Origin of the sequence: Tenacibaculum aiptasiae (genome assembly GCF_965221665.1) — a bacterium.
Taxonomy (GTDB): domain Bacteria; phylum Bacteroidota; class Bacteroidia; order Flavobacteriales; family Flavobacteriaceae; genus Polaribacter; species Polaribacter aiptasiae.
The window spans coordinates 1,980,357-2,000,861 of the sequence record NZ_CBDCSN010000002.1 but is presented as its reverse complement, the minus strand read 5'-3'; the positions used below and the strand labels follow the sequence as shown (position 1 = coordinate 2,000,861).

Here is a 20,505-nt window from a genome sequence, read left to right as displayed (position 1 = left end):
AAAAGTAGTAAGTCTATTGAAAATTTGCTATTAAAAAAGTATCTTTGGGGACATTTTTTACGAAATTAACAAAAATATAAATTAGATAATGGATTTTAATCTTACAGAAGAGCATTTAATGATTCGTGATGCTGCACGTGATTTTGCGCAAACCGAATTACTACCTGGAGTAATAGAAAGAGATGAAAAACAAGAGTTTCCTAACGAATTAGTTCGTAAAATGGGAGAATTAGGTTTTATGGGAGTAATGGTAGACCCAAAATACGGAGGAAGCGGAATGGATGCTGTTTCTTATGTATTAATAATGGAAGAATTATCAAAAATTGATGCTTCTGCTTCTGTTATGGTTTCTGTTAATAATTCTTTAGTATGTTATGGTTTAGAAGCATATGGTACAGAAAAACAAAAGGAAAAATATTTAACAAAATTAGCTACTGGTGAACAAATTGGAGCATTTTGTTTAAGTGAGCCTGAAGCAGGTTCTGATGCTACATCTCAAGCTACAACTGCTGAAGATAAAGGTGACCACTACTTATTAAACGGTACTAAAAACTGGATTACTAACGGAGGACGTGCTGATGTCTTTTTAGTAATTGCTCAAACTGATCGTTCTAAAAAACATAGAGGTATCAATGCTTTTATAGTTGAAAAAGGAATGGAAGGATTTGATATTGGGCCAAAAGAAGATAAATTAGGTATTCGTGGTTCTGATACCCATACATTACAATTTAACGACGTAAAAGTTCCAAAAGAAAACCGTATTGGTGAAGATGGATTTGGTTTTAAATTTGCCATGAAAACTTTATCTGGTGGAAGAATTGGTATCGCTGCTCAAGCTTTAGGTATAGCTTCAGGTGCTTATGAATTAGCTTTAAAATATTCAAAAGAGCGTAAAGCTTTTGGTACGGAAATTTGCAATCACCAAGCAATTGCATTCAAATTAGCTGATATGTATACAGAAATTGCTGCTGCACGTCATTTAGTTATGAAAGCTGCTTGTGATAAAGATAATGGTATTAACTACGATCAATCTGGCGCTATGGCAAAATTATATGCATCTAAGGTAGCAATGGAACAAACAGTTGAAGCTGTTCAAATTCACGGAGGTAATGGTTTCGTAAAAGAATACCATGTAGAACGTTTAATGCGTGATGCAAAAATTACTCAGATTTATGAAGGTACTTCTGAAATTCAAAAAATTGTAATTTCAAGAAGTTTAATAAGAGACTAAGTTTATTCTCTAATAATATTAATAAAGCTCATCAAAATTGATGAGCTTTATTTTTTAAAATCTATTTTATGTAAATGCAAACCTGATGCTGGTGCAATATTTTTTATTAAATCTACATCAGAATCTGGATTCAAACTATCTTTAATAAATTCCAAATCAAACTCACCTTTTCCTAAATCGTGTAAAGCTCCCATAATTAATCGAATTTGATTTCTCAAAAACCCTTCTCCTCTTACTATTAAAACATAACTTTCTTTAGGAAAAAAAGAAGCTGTTAATTCCGTATTTCTTTCAATTCTACAATAAACAATCTCTCTTTCAACTTTAGTATCTTTAGATGGCTTAGTACAGTACCTTTTATAGTTATTAAAGCCTTCAAATAATTTAGCCCCTTCTTTCATTAATTCCATATCCAATTGCTCTCTAAAACGCGTTAAAAAAGGCGCTGAATAAGGATGGTTCTTTTCTCCATAAGAAAAGTAATATCTATACTCTTTTAACTTTGGATGTTGAATAATATTAAAATCCCTATTAATATCTTCAATCTTCAAAGCACGCATGTCTCCAGGAGCGTTTGCATTAAAATCTAACATAAATTGATCAAAATCTACTTCTTCATCAATAAATAATTGAAATGCAAAATGGCTTGCAGAAACTCTTGCATCAGTTCGTCCAACTCCCAAACTCTTAAGTCGAATTCCCTTATAAATAAACTTCAATGTTTTATCTAAAAAAAGATGTCCCGTTTTTAAGTTTGGTTGCTTTTGCCAGCCATGAAAACGAAAACCTAAATATTGTATTGTTACTAAATAAGAATGTTTATAATTCATTTTTCAAATATAAAATTTTGGCAAAAAAAAACCTCAATCTTATAGTATAAGATTGAGGTTAAAAAGAAAGGCAACGACCTACTCTCCCACCATCGGCAGTACCATCGGCGCTAATGGGCTTAACTTCTCTGTTCGGAATGGTAAGAGGTGAGCCCCATTGCAATAATCACCTTAAATCGTTTCAGTGTATTTCAACTGTAAAAGTTAACATATTAGTAAAATCATATCATAAATTATCAAAGAGTTGCGCTTCCCTCCGTAGAGGGAAGACGATATACATAAGCCTATGGGTTATTAGTACTACTCGGCTATGACATTACTGCCTTTACACCTGTAGCCTATCAACGTTGTAATCTCCAACGACCCTTTAAAGAAATCTCATCTTGTGGTGGGTTTCGCGCTTATATGCTTTCAGCGCTTATCCCTTCCGAACGTAGCTACTCTGCAGTGCTCCTGGCGGAACAACAGATACACCAGAGGTTCGTCCAACTCGGTCCTCTCGTACTAAAGTCAGATCCACTCAAATTTCTAACGCCCACAGCAGATAGAGACCGAACTGTCTCACGACGTTCTGAACCCAGCTCGCGTGCCACTTTAATGGGCGAACAGCCCAACCCTTGGGACCTTCTCCAGCCCCAGGATGTGACGAGCCGACATCGAGGTGCCAAACCCCCCCGTCGATGTGAGCTCTTGGGGGAGATCAGCCTGTTATCCCCGGAGTACCTTTTATCCTTTGAGCGATGGCCCTTCCATGCGGAACCACCGGATCACTATGCTCTACTTTCGTACCTGATCGACCTGTATGTCTCTCAGTCAAGCTCCCTTATGCCATTGCACTCTACGCACGGTTACCAAACGTGCTGAGGGAACCTTTAGAAGCCTCCGTTACTCTTTTGGAGGCGACCACCCCAGTCAAACTACCCACCACGCACTGTTCTCATTGCTGAGTTAGGCTCTAGATAAGCAAAGGGTGGTATTTCAAGGACGACTCCACAACGCCTAGCGACGCCGCTTCAATGTCTCCCACCTATCCTACACATTACTTATCCAAAGTCAATACGAAGCTATAGTAAAGGTTCACGGGGTCTTTTCGTCCCGCTGCGGGTAATCGGCATCTTCACCGATACTACAATTTCACCGAGCTCATGGCTGAGACAGTGTCCAGATCGTTGCACCATTCGTGCAGGTCGGAACTTACCCGACAAGGAATTTCGCTACCTTAGGACCGTTATAGTTACGGCCGCCGTTTACTGGGGCTTCATTTCAGATCTTCGCCGAAGCTAAACCCTCCACTTAACCTTCCAGCACCGGGCAGGTGTCAGGCCTTATACATCATCTTTCAATTTAGCAAAGCCCTGTGTTTTTGATAAACAGTCGCCTGGACCTTTTCACTGCGGCCCCACAGAGTGGGGCGACCCTTCTCCCGAAGTTACGGGTCGATTTTGCCTAGTTCCTTAGCCATGAATCTCTCGAGCACCTTAGAATTCTCATCCCAACTACCTGTGTCGGTTTACGGTACGGGTTCTTATAATCTGAAGCTTAGAGGTTTTTCTTGGAAGCCCTTAGGCACACTATCAACGCATCCGAAGACTTGTTGTACTATCACACTTCAGCTAAAGCTGCGGATTTGCCTACAGCTCTAATACCTAAATGTTTCAACGAACTATTCCGTCAGTTCGCGGTGCTTTCATCACTCCGTCACCCCATCGCAATTATAAGAAGTACAGGAATATTAACCTGTTGTCCATCGACTACTCCCTTCGGATTCGCCTTAGGTCCCGACTAACCCTCAGCTGATTAGCATCGCTGAGGAAACCTTAGTCTTTCGGTGAGGGGGTTTCTCGCCCCCTTTATCGTTACTTATGCCTACATTTTCTTTTCTATCCGCTCCAGCATACCTCACAGTACACCTTCGGCGCAAATAGAATGCTCCCCTACCACTTATATATAAATATAAATCCATAGCTTCGGTAATATGTTTATGCCCGATTATTATCCATGCAAAACCGCTCGACTAGTGAGCTGTTACGCACTCTTTAAATGAATGGCTGCTTCCAAGCCAACATCCTAGCTGTCTAAGCAGTTTCACCTCGTTAGTTCAACTTAACATATATTTGGGGACCTTAGCTGATGGTCTGGGTTCTTTCCCTCTCGGACATGGACCTTAGCACCCATGCCCTCACTGCTGAGAAACATTTTATAGCATTCGGAGTTTGTCAGGAATTGGTAGGCGGTGAAGCCCCCGCATCCAATCAGTAGCTCTACCTCTATAAAACTTTTACTCAACGCTGCACCTAAATGCATTTCGGGGAGTACGAGCTATTTCCGAGTTTGATTGGCCTTTCACCCCTACCCACAGGTCATCCAAAGACTTTTCAACGTCAACTGGTTCGGTCCTCCACTGTGTGTTACCACAGCTTCAACCTGCCCATGGGTAGATCACTCGGTTTCGCGTCTACTACTACTAACTAATCTCGCCCTATTCAGACTCGCTTTCGCTTCGGCTCCGGACCTTAAATCCTTAACCTTGCTAGCAACAGTAACTCGTAGGCTCATTATGCAAAAGGCACGCCGTCACACAGTAAATGTGCTCCGACCGCTTGTAGGCGTACGGTTTCAGGTTCTCTTTCACTCCCTTACTTAGGGTTCTTTTCACCTTTCCCTCACGGTACTAGTTCACTATCGGTCTTTCAGGAGTATTTAGCCTTACCGGATGGTCCCGGTGGATTCATACAGGATTACACGTGTCCCGCACTACTCAGGGTACTGCTATATCCTCTTCGCTTACCTATACGAGACTATCACTCTCTTTGGTTCGTCTTTCCAAACGATTCTAGTTCACTTAGATTCTAATGTCGCAGCCCTACAACCCCAATACTGCCGTAACAGCATTGGTTTGGGCTAATCCGCGTTCGCTCGCCACTACTAACGGAATCACTATTGTTTTCTCTTCCTCTGGTTACTTAGATGTTTCAGTTCACCAGGTTTGCCCCCTTACGGGTAACATGTCTTCAACATGCTGGGTTGCCCCATTCGGAAATCTACGGATCATAAAATATGTGCTTCTCCCCGTAGCTTATCGCAGCTTATCGCGTCCTTCATCGCCTCTGAAAGCCTAGGCATCCGCCATACGCCCTTATTTAGCTTATTGTACTTTTTGCTCTAGAATTACTTCTAGAACGAGCTCTTTATAATTTGTTTTTATAAAAAATATTCTTGTTAAATATTTAAATTTAACTTCTCTATCTTGATTCTTTACGATATCATTCTACCAATATGTCAATGAACGTTTTCAGATTATAAAAACCTGATTGTGGAGAATACCGGAGTCGAACCGGTGACCTCTTGCGTGCAAGGCAAGCGCTCTAGCCAGCTGAGCTAATCCCCCATAGTCTTTTAGGCATGAGTTCTTAGTCGTGAGTTATTAGTTGTAACAACCCATACTTCTCAACTTCTAAAATTTCCTTCACTAAGGGTCTTATTGTAGTCTCGGGCAGACTCGAACTGCCGACCTCTACATTATCAGTGTAGCGCTCTAACCAGCTGAGCTACGAGACTATAAGATCTTAGTCTAATATTTTAAAATTAACAGCAAAGAGTAAAATAATTCATTTGTAACTCACCATCTTTCTCTAGAAAGGAGGTGTTCCAGCCGCACCTTCCGGTACGGCTACCTTGTTACGACTTAGCCCTAGTTACCAGTTTTACCCTAGGCCGCTCCTCTCGGTAACGAACTTCAGGCACCCCCAGCTTCCATGGCTTGACGGGCGGTGTGTACAAGGCCCGGGAACGTATTCACCGGATCATGGCTGATATCCGATTACTAGCGATTCCAGCTTCACGGAGTCGAGTTGCAGACTCCGATCCGAACTGTGATATGGTTTATAGATTCGCTCCTATTCGCATAGTGGCTGCTCATTGTCCATACCATTGTAGCACGTGTGTAGCCCAGGACGTAAGGGCCGTGATGATTTGACGTCATCCCCACCTTCCTCGCGGTTTGCACCGGCAGTCTCGCTAGAGTCCTCAGCTTGACCTGTTAGCAACTAACGATAGGGGTTGCGCTCGTTATAGGACTTAACCTGACACCTCACGGCACGAGCTGACGACAACCATGCAGCACCTTGTAAAGTGTCCGAAGAAAAATCTATCTCTAGACCTGTCACTCTACATTTAAGCCCTGGTAAGGTTCCTCGCGTATCATCGAATTAAACCACATGCTCCACCGCTTGTGCGGGCCCCCGTCAATTCCTTTGAGTTTCAATCTTGCGATCGTACTCCCCAGGTGGGACACTTATCACTTTCGCTTAGTCACTGAAGTAAACCCCAACAACTAGTGTCCATCGTTTACGGCGTGGACTACCAGGGTATCTAATCCTGTTCGCTCCCCACGCTTTCGTCCATGAGCGTCAGTATATACGTAGTAGACTGCCTTCGCAATCGGTATTCTAAGTAATATCTATGCATTTCACCGCTACACTACTTATTCTATCTACTTCCGTATAACTCAAGTCAACCAGTATCAAAGGCAGTTCCATAGTTAAGCTATGGGATTTCACCTCTGACTTAATTGACCGCCTGCGGACCCTTTAAACCCAATGATTCCGGATAACGCTTGCACCCTCCGTATTACCGCGGCTGCTGGCACGGAGTTAGCCGGTGCTTATTCTTACAGTACCGTCAAGGCCGTACACGTACGACTGTTTCTTCCTGTATAAAAGCAGTTTACAACCCATAGGGCAGTCTTCCTGCACGCGGCATGGCTGGTTCAGAGTTGCCTCCATTGACCAATATTCCTCACTGCTGCCTCCCGTAGGAGTCTGGTCCGTGTCTCAGTACCAGTGTGGGGGATAATCCTCTCAGACCCCCTACCTATCGTTGCCATGGTAAGCCGTTACCTTACCATCTAGCTAATAGGACGCATAGTCATCTTGTACCCATAAATGTTTAATTAGATAGCGATGCCGCTTCCCAATATTATGGAGTATTAATCTTCATTTCTAAAGGCTATCCTCCTGTACAAGGCAGATTCTATACGCGTTACGCACCCGTTCGCCGGTCGTCAGCAAAAAAGCAAGCTTTTTCCTGTTACCCCTCGACTTGCATGTGTTAAGCCTGCCGCTAGCGTTCATCCTGAGCCAGGATCAAACTCTTCATTGTATAATCTTTAATATTATGAATGAATAAGTTTCAAAAGAATTTTATCTAACGAAGTTAGACATGTTATTCTACTCTTTGTTTTACGCTGTCAATTTCAATATTTTCAATGAACTTTGTTAATCGCAATACTTAGTCTTCTCAACCAAAATCTTAATCAACTCTCTTGTAGAAATACTAGACTCGAACTAGTTGATTTTTTTTATCTAAATCATTCCAAAATTTCTGTGATCGTGTCGCTTTATTTAAGCGGTTGCAAATTTACAAACCTTTTTGAAACTGACAAACTTTTTTGAAAGTTTTTTTTAATTTGTTTTTGCTAGAATTTTAATGAACTGTCGTCTCTAAAACGGACTGCAAAGATAGCATCTTTATTTTGTAATAAACAAGAATAATTTAACTTATTTTTTACTCTCTTTTAACACCTCTCTACCGCCTATTTTAATGAACTTTTGCTATCTTTATAACTTGTCGTTTTCCCGTTAGCGGGTGCAAATATAGAACCCTTTTTTAACATAACAACTATCTTTTTTAATCTTTTTTTGAATTATTTTTTACATCACCTATCTATCAATAAGTTACACCCTAAAGTTTTTTAGGTTAGGTATTGCTTTTATCAAGTTCTGTATGATTTATCAAACTTATAATCTATAATTAGATGCTCTTATATTACTAACTGAAGCTCTTTCCTATTGTAAAATAGAAAGTACTGCCTACTCCTACTTTACTTGTTAACCAGATTTTACCACCTGATCTTTCTACTATTTTCTTCACCAAAGGCAAACCAACCCCTATTTCTCCACCTCCAGAATCAATATCTAACCTTTGAAACAACTCGAATATCTTATCAAAGAACTTCTTTTCAATACCTGGTCCATTATCTTTAACCGAAAAAACATACTCATCTCCTTCTTCTTTACAGTCAACCTCTATTTTAACATCACTATTGTTGTTATGTACTATTCCATTTTCTATCAAATTTTGAAAAACTTGAATCAGCTGTTCTTCATTAAAGAAAATCTTTGGCATTTCATCTTTTATAATTATTTGACAAGAATCCGTTTCATTTGAACTTTTAATCTTCCTTAACATAAACCCTACATCAACCCTTGTTAATTCCTTTTCTTTTTTCTTATACAAGGAATAATTCAATATACCTTTTATAAGCTTTTCCATTTGTTCTGCTAACTCTTTAATTCCAGTTATACTTGAATTCAATTCTTCGTTTTCATTTTCTTTCAATATAACCTCACTCCACTCTGCTAACGTATATATATTTCCCAACGGCTGTTTTAAGTCATGTGAAACTACATAGGCAAACTCTTCTAGATCTTTATTCCTTGCACTTAACTCCTTTGCTCTTCTTTCTAAAGCCTCTGTCCTCTCTTTAATCTTACCTTCTAAACTTTCGTTTAATTCTACCAACTCTTGCCTATACCTTATAATACCATTCAATATTATAAATGAATAAACAAATATTGTTGTAGTAGATATTATAATAGCACCTTCTTCTATTATACCTAAGTTTGACTTCAGCACCCAATAACTCATATGTATAAGTTGCGAAGTACTAAACAACACTATCAACAACCTACTACTTAACATTAACACCCCACCAAACATCACTATAAATGCCCCTAACAGATAATCTATCGAGAAACTATTCAACGCTACTGTGTATGTTAGATAATGTTGAAACAATAGTAAAATTATAAAAACAAAAATCCCGTAGTAATCAATTACAACTCTATGTTTAGTCAACGGCAGTAATGCCACTAACATAAATAAAACTGCAAACACTTCTCTGAGATAAGGAATCTCTACCGCATTCACATTATATCGAAAGATTAACAATGAATATATATACACTCCTGGAGAAATCAAACATAGCACTAAACTATTGTTCTTTATCTCAAACGGTTCTAAACGACCAATCTTTTTCAAAGAGTCTAAAAACATACTATATTACATTATTAACTTATAAATATAAGTATTTCATCCTAAACTCTCTCATATTTCACTCCTTCTTATTATATCTTTTCTTTTTCTTAGAAATACAACAAACTATATATTGTACAGCAAACGGTTTTACAATATCTTTGCCACTTGAAATTTCCACTTGTAAGGAAATTTAACCTAAAGACATATTTAAATAATGATTAAAATTACATTGCCAGACGGAAACGTCAAAGAATTTGAAGTGAACAGCACCGCTATGGATGTTGCTAAGAGTATAAGCGAAGGTTTTGCTAGAAACGTAATTTCTGCAAACTTTAATGGTACAACCATTGAAACCTCGACTCCATTAACCACCGATGGTTCTTTAATACTATATACATTTAATGATGAAGCAGGAAAAAAAGCTTTTTGGCATTCTTCTGCTCACGTATTAGCTCAAGCTATTTTGGAATTTCATCCAAACGCTAAATTAACTATAGGTCCTGCTATTGACAATGGTTTTTATTATGATATAGATTTAGGTGATGAAACTATTTCTGAGAAAGATTTTTCTGCTATTGAAAAGAAATTTTTAGAATTAGCAAGAGGTAAACATGAATTTAAATTACGTTCTGTTTCCAAAGCTGATGCTTTATCTTACTATAAAGAAGAAGGTAACGAATACAAAGTTGAATTAATTGAAAATTTAACTGACGGAGATATTACTTTCTGTGACCATAGTGATTTTACTGATTTATGTAGAGGTGGACACATTCCAAACACAGGAATAATTAAAGCTATTAAAGTAATGAACGTTGCTGGTGCTTACTGGCGTGGGGATGAAAAGAATAACCAATTAACTCGTATTTATGGTATTTCTTTCCCTAAGCAAAAAATGCTTACCGAATATTTAGAATTACTAGAAGAAGCTAAAAAGCGTGACCACAGAAAACTTGGTAAAGAACTAGAATTATTTACTTTTTCTCAAAAAGTTGGACAAGGATTACCTTTATGGTTACCTAAAGGAGCTGCATTAAGAGAAAGATTAGAAAGCTTCTTAAAAAATGCTCAAAAGAAAGCTGGTTACGAAATGGTAATGACTCCTCATATTGGACAAAAAGACCTTTATGTTACTTCTGGTCATTATGCTAAATATGGTGAAGATAGTTTTCAACCTATAAAAACTCCTAAAATGGATGAAGAGTTTTTATTAAAACCTATGAACTGTCCTCATCACTGTGAAGTATACAATTTCAAACCTCATTCATATAAAGATTTACCTAAGCGTTTTGCTGAATTCGGTACTGTATATAGATATGAGCAAAGTGGTGAATTACATGGATTAACTCGTGTAAGAGGTTTTACTCAAGATGATGCACACATTTTTTGTACACCAGAACAACTTGATGAAGAATTCAAAAATGTTATCGATTTAGTACTATATGTTTTTGGTTCTTTAGGTTTTGAAAACTTTACTGCACAAGTTTCAGTAAGAGATCCTGAGAATCCAGATAAGTATATTGGTTCTGTTGAAAACTGGGAAAAAGCTGAGCAAGCTATTATCAATGCAGCTCAAGACAAAGGTTTAGATTTTGTTATCGAAGAAGGTGAAGCTGCTTTTTACGGACCTAAATTAGACTTTATGGTTAAGGATGCTTTAGGTAGAAGTTGGCAACTAGGAACAATTCAAGTTGATTACAACTTACCTGAACGTTTTGATCTACACTACAAAGGTAGTGACAATGAGTTACACCGTCCTGTAATGATTCACCGAGCACCATTCGGTTCTTTAGAGCGTTTCATAGCAATTTTACTGGAGCATACTGGTGGTAATTTCCCTCTTTGGTTAACTCCAGAACAAGTTATTGTACTGCCAATCAGCGAGAAATATCAAAAATATACCAAAAAAGTTTTAACTTTGTTAGAAAATTCCGAAATTCGCGCCCTCGTAGACAATCGTAGTGAGAAGACTGGAAGAAAGATTCGTGATGCGGAAGTTAGCAAAATACCTTTCATGGTTATTGTAGGTGAAAAGGAGGAGCAAGATGGCACAGTATCTGTAAGGAAACATGGAGAAGGAGACTTAGGTACATTCACGATAGAAGAATTTATTTCTCTAATAAAGAAAGAAGTTGGTAAGACATTAGTTCCTTTTGGAAACGAAAAATAAAATAGTAATTTTTAAATTTATAAGTTATAGCAATTAGAAGAAGAGGCGGACGTAGACCGCTTAGAGTAATTAAAGAAGATCAGCATAGAATTAATGATAAAATTAAATATGTTGATGAAGTTCGCCTTGTTGGTGAAAACATTGAGGTAGGTGTATATCCTTTAGCTAAAGCAAAAGAGATAGCACGAGAGCAAGAATTAGATTTAGTAGAAATTTCTCCTAAAGCTGTTCCTCCTGTTTGTAAAGTTATTGATTACAAAAAGTTTTTGTACGAGCAAAAGAAACGTGAAAAAGCTTTAAAAGCTAAGGCTACTAAAGTTACTGTAAAGGAAATTCGTTTCGGTCCTCAAACTGATGAGCATGATTATGAATTTAAAAAGAAGCATGCTATTAAGTTTTTACAAGACGGAGCTAAATTAAAAGCTTTTGTATTCTTCAAAGGACGTTCTATTGTATTTAAAGAACAAGGGCAAATTTTATTATTAAAGCTAGCTCAAGAATTAGAAGAATATGGTAAGGTAGAGCAAATGCCTAAACTAGAAGGAAAAAGAATGATTATGTTTATTGCTCCTAAAAAGACAAAATAAACCTATCATACTTACAATATATAAGCAAGATAAACTAAAAAACAAAGATGCCTAAAATTAAAACAAAATCTAGTGCCAAGAAACGTTTCAAGTTAACTGGTTCTGGAAAAATCAAAAGAAAGCACGCGTTCAAAAGTCACATCTTAACAAAGAAGTCTAAAAAACGTAAGCTTGCATTAACTCATTCGACTTTAGTTCACAAGTCTGATGAGGCTAGTATTAAGCAACAATTAGTTTTAAAATAATTGTTAGCCAGGGAATTTAATTATTAACCATGGAGTTAGGCTCAATAAAGTATCGAATTTCGATCGCCTACTACAAAAAACATTTGAATTATGCCAAGATCAGTAAATTCAGTAGCTTCAAGAAATAGAAGAAAGAAAATCTTGAAGCAAGCAAAAGGTTACTTTGGAAGACGTAAAAACGTTTACACAGTAGCAAAGAATGCGGTTGAAAAAGGAATGCAATATGCATACCGTGACCGTAAAAACAATAAGAGAAACTTCCGTTCATTATGGATCCAACGTATTAACGCTGGAGCTCGTCAGTTTGGAATGTCTTACTCTCAGTTTATGGGGAAAGTAAAAGCTAATAATATCGAATTAAACCGTAAGGTTTTAGCTGATTTAGCTATGAACAACCCAGAAGCTTTTAAGGCCATTGTAGAAAAAGTAAAATAAGTTTCACAACCTTGCTTATACTAAAAACCCAAACTTAAACGTTTGGGTTTTTTTAAATCAAAACATTCAATTATTCTAACATAAAATCTTTACCTATGAAAACTTTAAGAATATTATTCATTTTTATTTTTACTCAAGGTATTATAGCACAAAACTCGAGTAAAACCGAACTACCTAATACGGTTGAAAATCAATTTAAAAAACTTTATAAAAACTCAAACAATTACCAAATCTATAAGGTTATAAAAAAGAATGAGTTTTTGAGTTTACAAAAAAATATTTTAGACAGCATAAAAGCGATAAAAAATGACGCGGCTGCTAAACAAATTAAAATAAATGAACAATTAAAAAACATTACTTCTTTACAAACTAAGATTGATGCTTTAAACAACAACTTATCTGCTTCTATAGAAAAAGAAGATGCTATTTCATTTATAGGTATCCCTCTAAAAAAAGGCACTTACAACACTATAGTATGGAGTATTATAATTGCACTTGTTGTTGGTTTGGCTTTTTTCATTTTTCGTTTTAAAAACAGTAATGCTGTTACTAAACAAACTAAAGATTTATTAATTGATGTTGAGCAAGAATTTGAACAACACAAGAAAAACGCCTTAACTAAGGAACAAAAACTAAGACGCCAGTTACAAGATGAAATTAACAAACAACGTGGTGTAAGTTAATAGTTTGATTATAAAAGTTTTCTAAATAAAAATCCCGAGTTTTTAACTCGGGATTTTTATTTTTAATAGTCTTTTTACTTCATTAAGACAAGCCAGATATTACACCTTGATTATCAATAGTCATATTTTCTGATGCTGGTACAGCTGGTAAACCTGGCATACGCATCATTTTTCCTAAAATTGGAATAATAAATTGAGCTCCAGCTGCTATTTCTATTTCACGAACAGTTACAGTAAAACCTTCTGGCCTTCCTATTAGTTTATCATTATCTGAAAAAGATTTTTGTGTTTTAGCCATACACACTGCAAAATCATTAAATCCTAAACGATCAATTCTTCTTAAGTTTAATTGTGCTTTTTTACTATACTCAACTTTTTCAGCTCCATAAATCTCTTTAGCTATCGTTTCAATTTTTTCCTTAACTGGGCTTGTCCAATTATACAATGGCTTAAATTGAGTTACTTTATTTTCAACAACATCAACTACTGCCTCAGCTAAATTCTTAGTTCCTTCTCCTCCTTTTGCCCATCCTTCAGACACTACAGCTTTTACTCCCAACTTACCACATGCTTCGATAACAAAATTCACCTCTTCTTCTGTATCTGAAATAAATGAATTAATTGCTACTACAGGCTCAATATTGTATTTGCGAATATTTTCAATATGCTTCTCTAAATTTTTAAACCCTTCTTGAACTCTTTCTATACTCGGTGTATTGTATTCTTCTTTTTGAGCACCTCCATGATGACGCAATGCTCTAACAGTAGCTACTAATACTACACACTTAGGATTCAATCCTGCATGCTGTGATTTAATATTTAAAAACTTTTCTGCTCCTAAGTCGGCTCCAAAACCAGCTTCTGTAACTACGTAATTAGATAATGACAATCCCATTTTAGTGGCAATAATTGTATTAGTTCCTTGGGCTATGTTAGCAAATGGACCTCCATGAATAATTGCTGGATTTTCTTCTAAAGTTTGAACTAAATTAGGCTTGATAGCATCTTTTAATAAAATTGCCATTGCATCTTGAGCTTTCAAATCACTTGCAAAAACTGGTTTTTTATCAAAAGTAAACCCAATAAATATATTACCTAATCGTTTTTTCAAATCATCAAAATCGGTTGCCATACAAAGTATTGCCATTACTTCTGATGCAGGCGTAATATTAAATCCATCTTCACGTGGGATTCCATTAGCTGTTCCTCCCAATCCAATAGTAATATGACGTAACGATCTATCGTTCATATCAATTACACGCTTCCATAAAATAGTACGTGGATCTATATTTAAATTATTGGTTTTACTCTGTAAATTATTATCAATTAATGCTGATAGTAAGTTATTCGCTTTTTCTATTGCATTAAAGTCACCTGTAAAATGTAAATTAATATCTTCCATAGGTACTACTTGAGAATACCCTCCTCCAGCTGCTCCTCCTTTAATACCGAAAACGGGTCCTAAAGATGGCTCACGTAAAACAACAGTTGCTTGCTTTCCTACTTTGTTTAATCCTTCTGTTAAACCAATAGAAACAGTTGTTTTACCTTCTCCTGCTGGTGTTGGTGTTAAAGCTGTTACTAAAACTAAATTGTTTTCTTTTACTTTATTTTCATCAATTAAGCTTAATGGTAATTTAGCTTTGTATTTACCATACATTTCTAAATTATCTTCATTTAAATTAAGTTTATTAGCTACAGTTTTAATGTGCTGTAATTCTTTTGCTTGAGCTATCTCAATATCGGTTAAATGCGCCATAGCGAATTATATATTTTTAGTTGTTTATTCTACTTTAAAAAGCAGGTAAATATACATAATATAATCCCTATAAAAACTGACATTTATTAGCATAATTTAACTAATTCTGTGCGAAACAGATAAATATAGTAAAAGAATTGGCAAATCTTTTTTGAAATACTATATTTGCACGTTTTAAAAAAAGTCGATTTAAATTAATAAAAATGCAAAACAAAGGTCTTATTAAATTATTTGCTATCCTGTTCGGGTTAGTGAGTTTGTACCAGTTGTCGTTTACATTTTTCGCTAACAAAGTTGAAGATAGCGCAAAAGTATACGCAAAAGAAAATGTAGAAGGTAACAACGGAAGAGCGTTAGCTAGAGCCGAAAGGAAATATCTAGATAGTGTAGCAAATAAAGAGGTATTAAATTTAGGAGTTGCAAAGTACACTTTTGATGAAATCAGGGAGAGAGAAATGAACCTTGGTTTAGATTTAAAAGGTGGTATCAATGCAATTTTACAAGTATCAGTAAAGGATATTTTAATTGGGTTGTCTAACAACTCAAAAAACACTGTTTTCAATGAAGCGTTAGCAAAAGCTGATGAAGCACAAAAAGACAGTCAGGATAATTATTTAGATTTATTCTATAGCGAGTTCGAAAAATTAAGCAATGGAAACGTTAAGTTAAGCGATCCAAGCATTTTTGGAACTAAAGCCTTACGTGACAAAATTGATTTCAACAAAACAAATGAACAAGTAAAATCGACTTTACAAGAAGAAATCAATTCGTCTATTAACACTGCTTTTGAAGTATTACGTAGTCGTATTGATAAATTTGGTGTTGTTCAACCAAGTATTCAAAGAATTGGTACTTCTGGTCGTATTCAAGTTGAATTACCAGGAGCAAAAGATATTGATCGTGTAGAAAAATTATTACAAAGTACTGCAGAATTACAATTTTGGGAAGTATACACAAATGCTGAAGTTCAAAATTATTTCTTTGCTGCTAATGCTAAGGTTGCTGAATTATTAAAAGATGATTCTACAACTGAACAAGCAAAAGATTCTACTAAAACTGATAGTATTGATGATTTATTAGGAGAGTCTACTGATTCAACTAAAGTTGAAAACCAAAAGAACTTATTTACTTACTTATTTCCTAATGTAGCTCAAAACCAACAACAAATGAGCTCTTTAGTTGCTCAATCTAGAGTACAGGATACTGCTAAAGTAAACAGTTTATTAGCTAATAAAGAAGTAAGAGCTTTATTACCAAGCAACTTAAAATATGTTAAGTTTTTATGGGATTACAAAGCACAACCAAGTGCTGATGGAAGTGTAAATCTTATTGGTTTATATGCAATAAAATCTAACAGAAACAACAAAGCACCTATTGATGGTGATGTAATTGCTGATGCTAAGCAAGACTATGATCAACTAAGCAAACCAGTAGTTTCAATGATGATGAACGGAGTTGGAACTAAGAAATGGGCAAAAATGACCAGTGAAAATACTGGTAAATTTGTTGCTGTTGTATTAGATGACTATGTATATACAGCACCTATTGTAAATGGACCTATAACTGGTGGAAGTACTCAAATTTCTGGTGGTTCTATGACTGTAAGTGAAGCTCAAGATATTGCAACTGTATTAAAAGCTGGTAAATTACCTGCTCCAGCAAGAATGATCCAATCAGAAGTAGTTGGGCCTTCTTTAGGACAAGAATCTATTAATGCAAGTATGTGGTCATTTGGATTGGCTATCTTATTAGTATTAGCTTGGATGATTTTATACTATGGAAAAGCTGGTTTATATGCTAATATTGCCTTATTAGTAAATATCTTATTCATCTTTGGATGGTTAGTATCTTTTAGCGCAGTATTAACTTTACCTGGTATCGCTGGTATTATCTTAACTATAGGTATGTCGGTAGATGCAAACGTTATTATTTTCGAAAGAATTAAAGAAGCATTATCAGGAGGAAAGAGTTTAGGTGAAGCCGTTAACGAAGGATTTAGTTTCAAAGGAGCTTTATCTGCAATTATTGATGCAAATATTACTACTTTCTTAACAGGTGTTATCTTATTTGTATTTGGAACAGGACCAATTAAAGGTTTTGCTTATACATTAATGTTAGGTATTGCTACTTCTTTATTTACAGCAATTTTCATTACTCGTTTATTTATTGACGGAGCCGTAAACAAAGGAACTAACTTAACATTTAACACTGGAATTTCTAAAAACTGGTTTAAAAATATTAGTATTGAATTCTTGAGAAAACGTAAGTTAGCTTACATTATTTCTGGATTCTTTATCATTGCTGGATTAATTTCAATCTTTACTTTAGGATTAAAGCAAGGTGTTGATTTTAAAGGAGGACGTTCTTATGTTGTTCGTTTTGACCAAGGAATGAAAGCTAATGAAGTAGCTTCTGCCTTAAAAGGTGCTTTTGGTACTTCTCCAGAAGTAAAAACTTATGGTTCTGAAAACCAATTAAAAATAACTACTGTTTTCAAAATTGATGAAGAAGGTAAAAACGTTGATAATGAAGTACAAACTGCTTTATACAACGGTTTAAAACCTTATTTAGGTACAACTTCTTACGAAGATTTTAAACCTGGTTTTGAAAAAGCTGGTAGCGGAATAATGAGCTATATGAAAGTAGAGCCAACAATTGCAGATGATATTAAACAAGCTGCAATATGGGCTGTATTAGGATCTTTAATTGTAGTATTCTTATATATCTTATTACGTTTTAGAAAAATGTCTTTCTCTATTGGTGCCGTAGTAGCTGTATTCCATGATGTATTAGTAGTATTAGGAGTTTTCTCTATATTCTACAAAGTAATGCCTTTCGATATGGAAATAGGACAATCGTTTATTGCTGCTATTTTAACTGTAGTTGGATACTCTCTGAATGATACCGTGGTAATTTTCGATAGAATTAGAGAATATGCTGCAAACAGCAACTCATTAACTGCTAATATTGTAGATAAAGCTTTAAGTAGTACTTTAGGAAGAACAATTAATACTTCTTTAACTACTTTATTAGTAATGTTAGCTATTTTCTTCTTCGGTGGAGATAGTATCAAAGGATTTATGTTTGCACTTATCGTAGGTGTAGTTGTAGGTACTTACTCTTCATTATTCGTGGCAACACCTGTAATGTTTGATACTTCTAAAAAAGAAGACAATAAATAATATATAAAAAAACACTCAAAAAACCGTTTTGAATATTTTTCAAAACGGTTTTTTCATTTAATATCAAGCAACTATCTTTGCAATCTGATGAAAATTACAAAACTTCACGATTTATATTTTAAAGAGTACATTTCAAGTAATGAACTCTCAAACATTGTACAGTCTCTGGCAGAACAAGTAAGAAAAGATTTACCTAAAAATGAAGTTCCTTTTTTTGTAGGAATCTTAAATGGATGCTTTGTTTTTACTGCTGATTTTTTACGAGCTTACAAAGGAGATTGCGAAATGACTTTTGTTAAATTAGCTTCTTATGAAGGAACTACTTCAACAGAAAATGTAAAGAAACTTATTGGTATAAACGAAGATTTAACAGGTCGTACCGTTATCATATTAGAAGATATCATTGATACAGGTACTACTTTACAAGAAATCTACGAAATATTCAAAACAAAAAATCTAAAAGAACTTAAAATAGTATCATTATTCTTTAAACCTGATGTGTATAGAAAAGAACTTCCTATAAATTATGTTGGAAAAAATATTGAAGACAAATTTATTGTAGGATACGGATTAGATTACAAAGGTTATGGAAGAAATTTGCCTGCTATTTATCAATTAACAACACAACCCAAAATGAAAAACATCGTATTATTCGGACCTCCTGGTGCAGGAAAAGGTACACAAGCTGAAGTATTAAAAGAAAAGTACAACTTAGTACATATTTCGACTGGTGATGTATTCCGATTTAATATTAAAAATGAAACTGAATTAGGATTATTAGCAAAAACATACATGGACGATGGTAACTTAGTTCCTGATGAAGTTACTATTAGCATGTTAAAAGCTGAAGTTGAAAAAAATGCTGATGCCGCTGGTTTTATTTTTGATGGATTCCCAAGAACTGAATCTCAAGCAAAAGCTTTAGATGAGTTTTTAGCTGAAAAAAATGAGCGTATAAACGGTATGGTTGCTTTAGAAGTTTCTGAAGACTTATTAGTTGAGCGTTTATTAGAAAGAGGTAAGACTAGTGGTCGTACTGATGATATGGATGAAGGTAAAATTCGTAATCGCTTTAACGAATACAATACTAAAACAGCTGTTTTAAAAGATTTTTACCAAAATCAAAACAACTATTATGGAGTAAACGGTGTAGGTTCTATTGAAGAAATTACAGAACGTTTATCAGAAGTGCTTGACACTTTATAAAAATTAATTTTACTTCTGTTTATTAAACAGAAAACAACTTAGAAAGAATGACTGAAGGAAATTTTGTTGACTACATAAAAATCTACGCATCTTCTGGTAAAGGAGGTAGAGGATCGGCTCACTTGCATCGTGAAAAATTCATTACAAAAGGTGGACCAGATGGTGGAGATGGAGGTCGTGGTGGTCACGTAATATTACGTGGCGATAAAAATATGTGGACACTTTTCCATTTAAAATTTAAACGTCACTTTAGAGCTGAATCTGGTGGTGATGGTAGTAGTAGTAGAAGTACGGGGCATGATGCTGATGATGTTATTATCCCAGTACCATTAGGAACTATTATTAGAGATGCTGACACTGATAAAATCTTATATGAAATCACAGAAGATGGTCGTGATGTAATATTATTAGAAGGTGGTAAAGGTGGTAAAGGAAACTGGCATTTCAAATCTTCTACTAACCAAACACCTCGTTATGCTCAACCAGGTATTGATGGTAAAGATGGATGGTTTCGTATAGAACTTAAAATCTTAGCTGATGTTGGTTTAGTTGGTTTTCCTAATGCTGGAAAATCTACTTTATTATCTGTTATAACTGCCGCTAAACCTAAAATTGCCGATTATGCTTTTACTACTTTAAAACCTAATTTAGGAATTGTAGAATACCGTAATCACCAAAGTTTTGTAATGGCTGATATTCCTGGTATTATTGAAGGAGCTTCAGAAGGAAAAGGTTTAGGGCATTATTTTTTACGTCATATAGAACGTAATTCTACCCTACTCTTTTTAATTCCTGCTGATAGTGATGATATTCAAAAAGAATACGATATCTTATTGAATGAATTAAGAAAACATAATCCTGAGTTATTAGATAAAGATCGTTTATTGGCAATTTCTAAGTCGGATATGTTAGACGATGAATTGAAAGAAGAAATTAAAAAGGAGTTACCTGAAGGTATTGAAACCTTATTTATCTCTTCAGTAGCTCAACTAGGCTTAATGGAATTAAAAGATAAATTATGGTCTATGTTAAACTAACATAGTTCTTTAATAAATAGAAAGCAATCTCTTTAGAGGTTGCTT

The 20,505-nt window shown here is 35.3% G+C and carries 12 protein-coding genes, 2 tRNA genes and 3 rRNA genes; 9 read left to right on the top strand and 8 right to left on the bottom strand.

The window, feature by feature from the left end:
• Positions 1–88: 88 nt before the first annotated feature.
• On the top strand, positions 89–1,231 hold the full coding sequence (locus tag ACOQN8_RS09580) for an acyl-CoA dehydrogenase (RefSeq protein WP_420552503.1): 1,143 nt from the start codon (positions 89–91) through the stop codon (positions 1,229–1,231).
• Positions 1,232–1,278: 47 nt separating this feature from the next.
• Here the strand turns inward: ACOQN8_RS09580 and ACOQN8_RS09575 are convergent, their stop codons facing one another.
• From ACOQN8_RS09575 to ACOQN8_RS09545, 7 genes are all read right to left on the bottom strand, one after another.
• On the bottom strand, positions 1,279–2,061 hold the full coding sequence (locus ACOQN8_RS09575) for a tRNA pseudouridine synthase A (protein ID WP_420552502.1): 783 nt from the start codon (positions 2,059–2,061) through the stop codon (positions 1,279–1,281).
• 65 nt (positions 2,062–2,126) lie between these two features.
• A 5S ribosomal RNA gene (gene rrf / locus ACOQN8_RS09570) occupies positions 2,127–2,235 on the bottom strand.
• A 100-nt stretch (positions 2,236–2,335) separates the two neighbouring features.
• Positions 2,336–5,212: ribosomal RNA gene (locus ACOQN8_RS09565) — 23S ribosomal RNA — on the bottom strand.
• A gap of 163 nt (positions 5,213–5,375) precedes the next feature.
• A tRNA-Ala gene (locus tag ACOQN8_RS09560) sits at positions 5,376–5,449 on the bottom strand.
• 96 nt (positions 5,450–5,545) lie between these two features.
• Positions 5,546–5,619: transfer RNA gene (locus ACOQN8_RS09555), tRNA-Ile, on the bottom strand.
• Between the two features lie 78 nt (positions 5,620–5,697).
• Positions 5,698–7,221, bottom strand: a 16S ribosomal RNA gene (locus tag ACOQN8_RS09550).
• The 16S, 23S and 5S rRNA genes sit together here with 2 tRNA genes alongside, the layout of an rRNA operon.
• 669 nt (positions 7,222–7,890) lie before the next feature.
• Positions 7,891–8,769: a sensor histidine kinase gene (locus ACOQN8_RS09545; protein WP_420552501.1), complete on the bottom strand. Its 879-nt coding sequence runs from the start codon at positions 8,767–8,769 to the stop codon at positions 7,891–7,893.
• A 604-nt stretch (positions 8,770–9,373) separates the two neighbouring features.
• On the opposite strand from ACOQN8_RS09545, the gene thrS reads away from it, so the two are divergent.
• The 5 genes from thrS to ACOQN8_RS09520 all read left to right on the top strand — a co-directional run bounded on the left by thrS (position 9,374) and on the right by ACOQN8_RS09520 (position 13,276).
• Positions 9,374–11,326, top strand: a complete 1,953-nt coding sequence (gene thrS / locus ACOQN8_RS09540; RefSeq protein WP_150900928.1) for a threonine--tRNA ligase — start codon at positions 9,374–9,376, stop codon at positions 11,324–11,326.
• 68 nt (positions 11,327–11,394) lie between these two features.
• On the top strand, positions 11,395–11,913 hold the full coding sequence (gene infC / locus ACOQN8_RS09535) for a translation initiation factor IF-3 (protein ID WP_175578760.1): 519 nt from the start codon (positions 11,395–11,397) through the stop codon (positions 11,911–11,913).
• Between the two features lie 47 nt (positions 11,914–11,960).
• Complete coding sequence (gene rpmI, locus ACOQN8_RS09530) at positions 11,961–12,158, top strand: 50S ribosomal protein L35 (RefSeq protein ID WP_150900930.1); 198 nt, start codon at positions 11,961–11,963, stop codon at positions 12,156–12,158.
• 90 nt (positions 12,159–12,248) lie between these two features.
• The gene (gene rplT / locus ACOQN8_RS09525) at positions 12,249–12,593 is read left to right on the top strand and encodes a 50S ribosomal protein L20 (RefSeq protein ID WP_150900931.1); all 345 of its coding nucleotides are present in this window, start codon (positions 12,249–12,251) and stop codon (positions 12,591–12,593) included.
• A 95-nt stretch (positions 12,594–12,688) separates the two neighbouring features.
• Positions 12,689–13,276: a coiled-coil domain-containing protein gene (locus ACOQN8_RS09520; RefSeq protein ID WP_150900932.1), complete on the top strand. Its 588-nt coding sequence runs from the start codon at positions 12,689–12,691 to the stop codon at positions 13,274–13,276.
• 82 nt (positions 13,277–13,358) lie between these two features.
• Here the strand turns inward: ACOQN8_RS09520 and ACOQN8_RS09515 are convergent, their stop codons facing one another.
• Positions 13,359–15,035, bottom strand: a complete 1,677-nt coding sequence (locus tag ACOQN8_RS09515; RefSeq protein ID WP_420552500.1) for a formate--tetrahydrofolate ligase — start codon at positions 15,033–15,035, stop codon at positions 13,359–13,361.
• A 203-nt stretch (positions 15,036–15,238) separates the two neighbouring features.
• Between ACOQN8_RS09515 and secDF the strand changes: the two genes are divergently transcribed.
• The 3 genes from secDF to obgE all read left to right on the top strand — a co-directional run bounded on the left by secDF (position 15,239) and on the right by obgE (position 20,460).
• Positions 15,239–18,217 (top strand): protein translocase subunit SecDF, encoded by a 2,979-nt coding sequence (gene secDF, locus ACOQN8_RS09510; protein WP_420552499.1) that lies wholly within the window; start codon positions 15,239–15,241, stop codon positions 18,215–18,217.
• Positions 18,218–18,304: 87 nt separating this feature from the next.
• On the top strand, positions 18,305–19,423 hold the full coding sequence (locus ACOQN8_RS09505) for an adenylate kinase (protein ID WP_235274917.1): 1,119 nt from the start codon (positions 18,305–18,307) through the stop codon (positions 19,421–19,423).
• 47 nt (positions 19,424–19,470) lie between these two features.
• On the top strand, positions 19,471–20,460 hold the full coding sequence (gene obgE / locus ACOQN8_RS09500; RefSeq protein WP_420552498.1) for a GTPase ObgE: 990 nt from the start codon (positions 19,471–19,473) through the stop codon (positions 20,458–20,460).
• The last annotated feature ends 45 nt before the right edge of the window (positions 20,461–20,505 follow it).

Excerpts from the sequence above, each read along its gene's own strand:
- ACOQN8_RS09545 (WP_420552501.1), bottom strand. The coding sequence starts at position 8,769 with ATGAGTTATTGGGTGCTGAAGTCAAACTTAGGTATAATAGAAGAAGGT.
- obgE (WP_420552498.1), top strand. The coding sequence starts at position 19,471 with ATGACTGAAGGAAATTTTGTTGACTACATAAAAATCTACGCATCTTCT.
- ACOQN8_RS09520 (WP_150900932.1), top strand. The coding sequence starts at position 12,689 with ATGAAAACTTTAAGAATATTATTCATTTTTATTTTTACTCAAGGTATT.
- rplT (WP_150900931.1), top strand. The coding sequence starts at position 12,249 with ATGCCAAGATCAGTAAATTCAGTAGCTTCAAGAAATAGAAGAAAGAAA.
- rpmI (WP_150900930.1), top strand. The coding sequence starts at position 11,961 with ATGCCTAAAATTAAAACAAAATCTAGTGCCAAGAAACGTTTCAAGTTA.
- secDF (WP_420552499.1), top strand. The coding sequence starts at position 15,239 with ATGCAAAACAAAGGTCTTATTAAATTATTTGCTATCCTGTTCGGGTTA.
- ACOQN8_RS09505 (WP_235274917.1), top strand. The coding sequence starts at position 18,305 with ATGAAAATTACAAAACTTCACGATTTATATTTTAAAGAGTACATTTCA.
- ACOQN8_RS09575 (WP_420552502.1), bottom strand. The coding sequence starts at position 2,061 with ATGAATTATAAACATTCTTATTTAGTAACAATACAATATTTAGGTTTT.
- thrS (WP_150900928.1), top strand. The coding sequence starts at position 9,374 with ATGATTAAAATTACATTGCCAGACGGAAACGTCAAAGAATTTGAAGTG.
- ACOQN8_RS09580 (WP_420552503.1), top strand. The coding sequence starts at position 89 with ATGGATTTTAATCTTACAGAAGAGCATTTAATGATTCGTGATGCTGCA.
- ACOQN8_RS09515 (WP_420552500.1), bottom strand. The coding sequence starts at position 15,035 with ATGGCGCATTTAACCGATATTGAGATAGCTCAAGCAAAAGAATTACAG.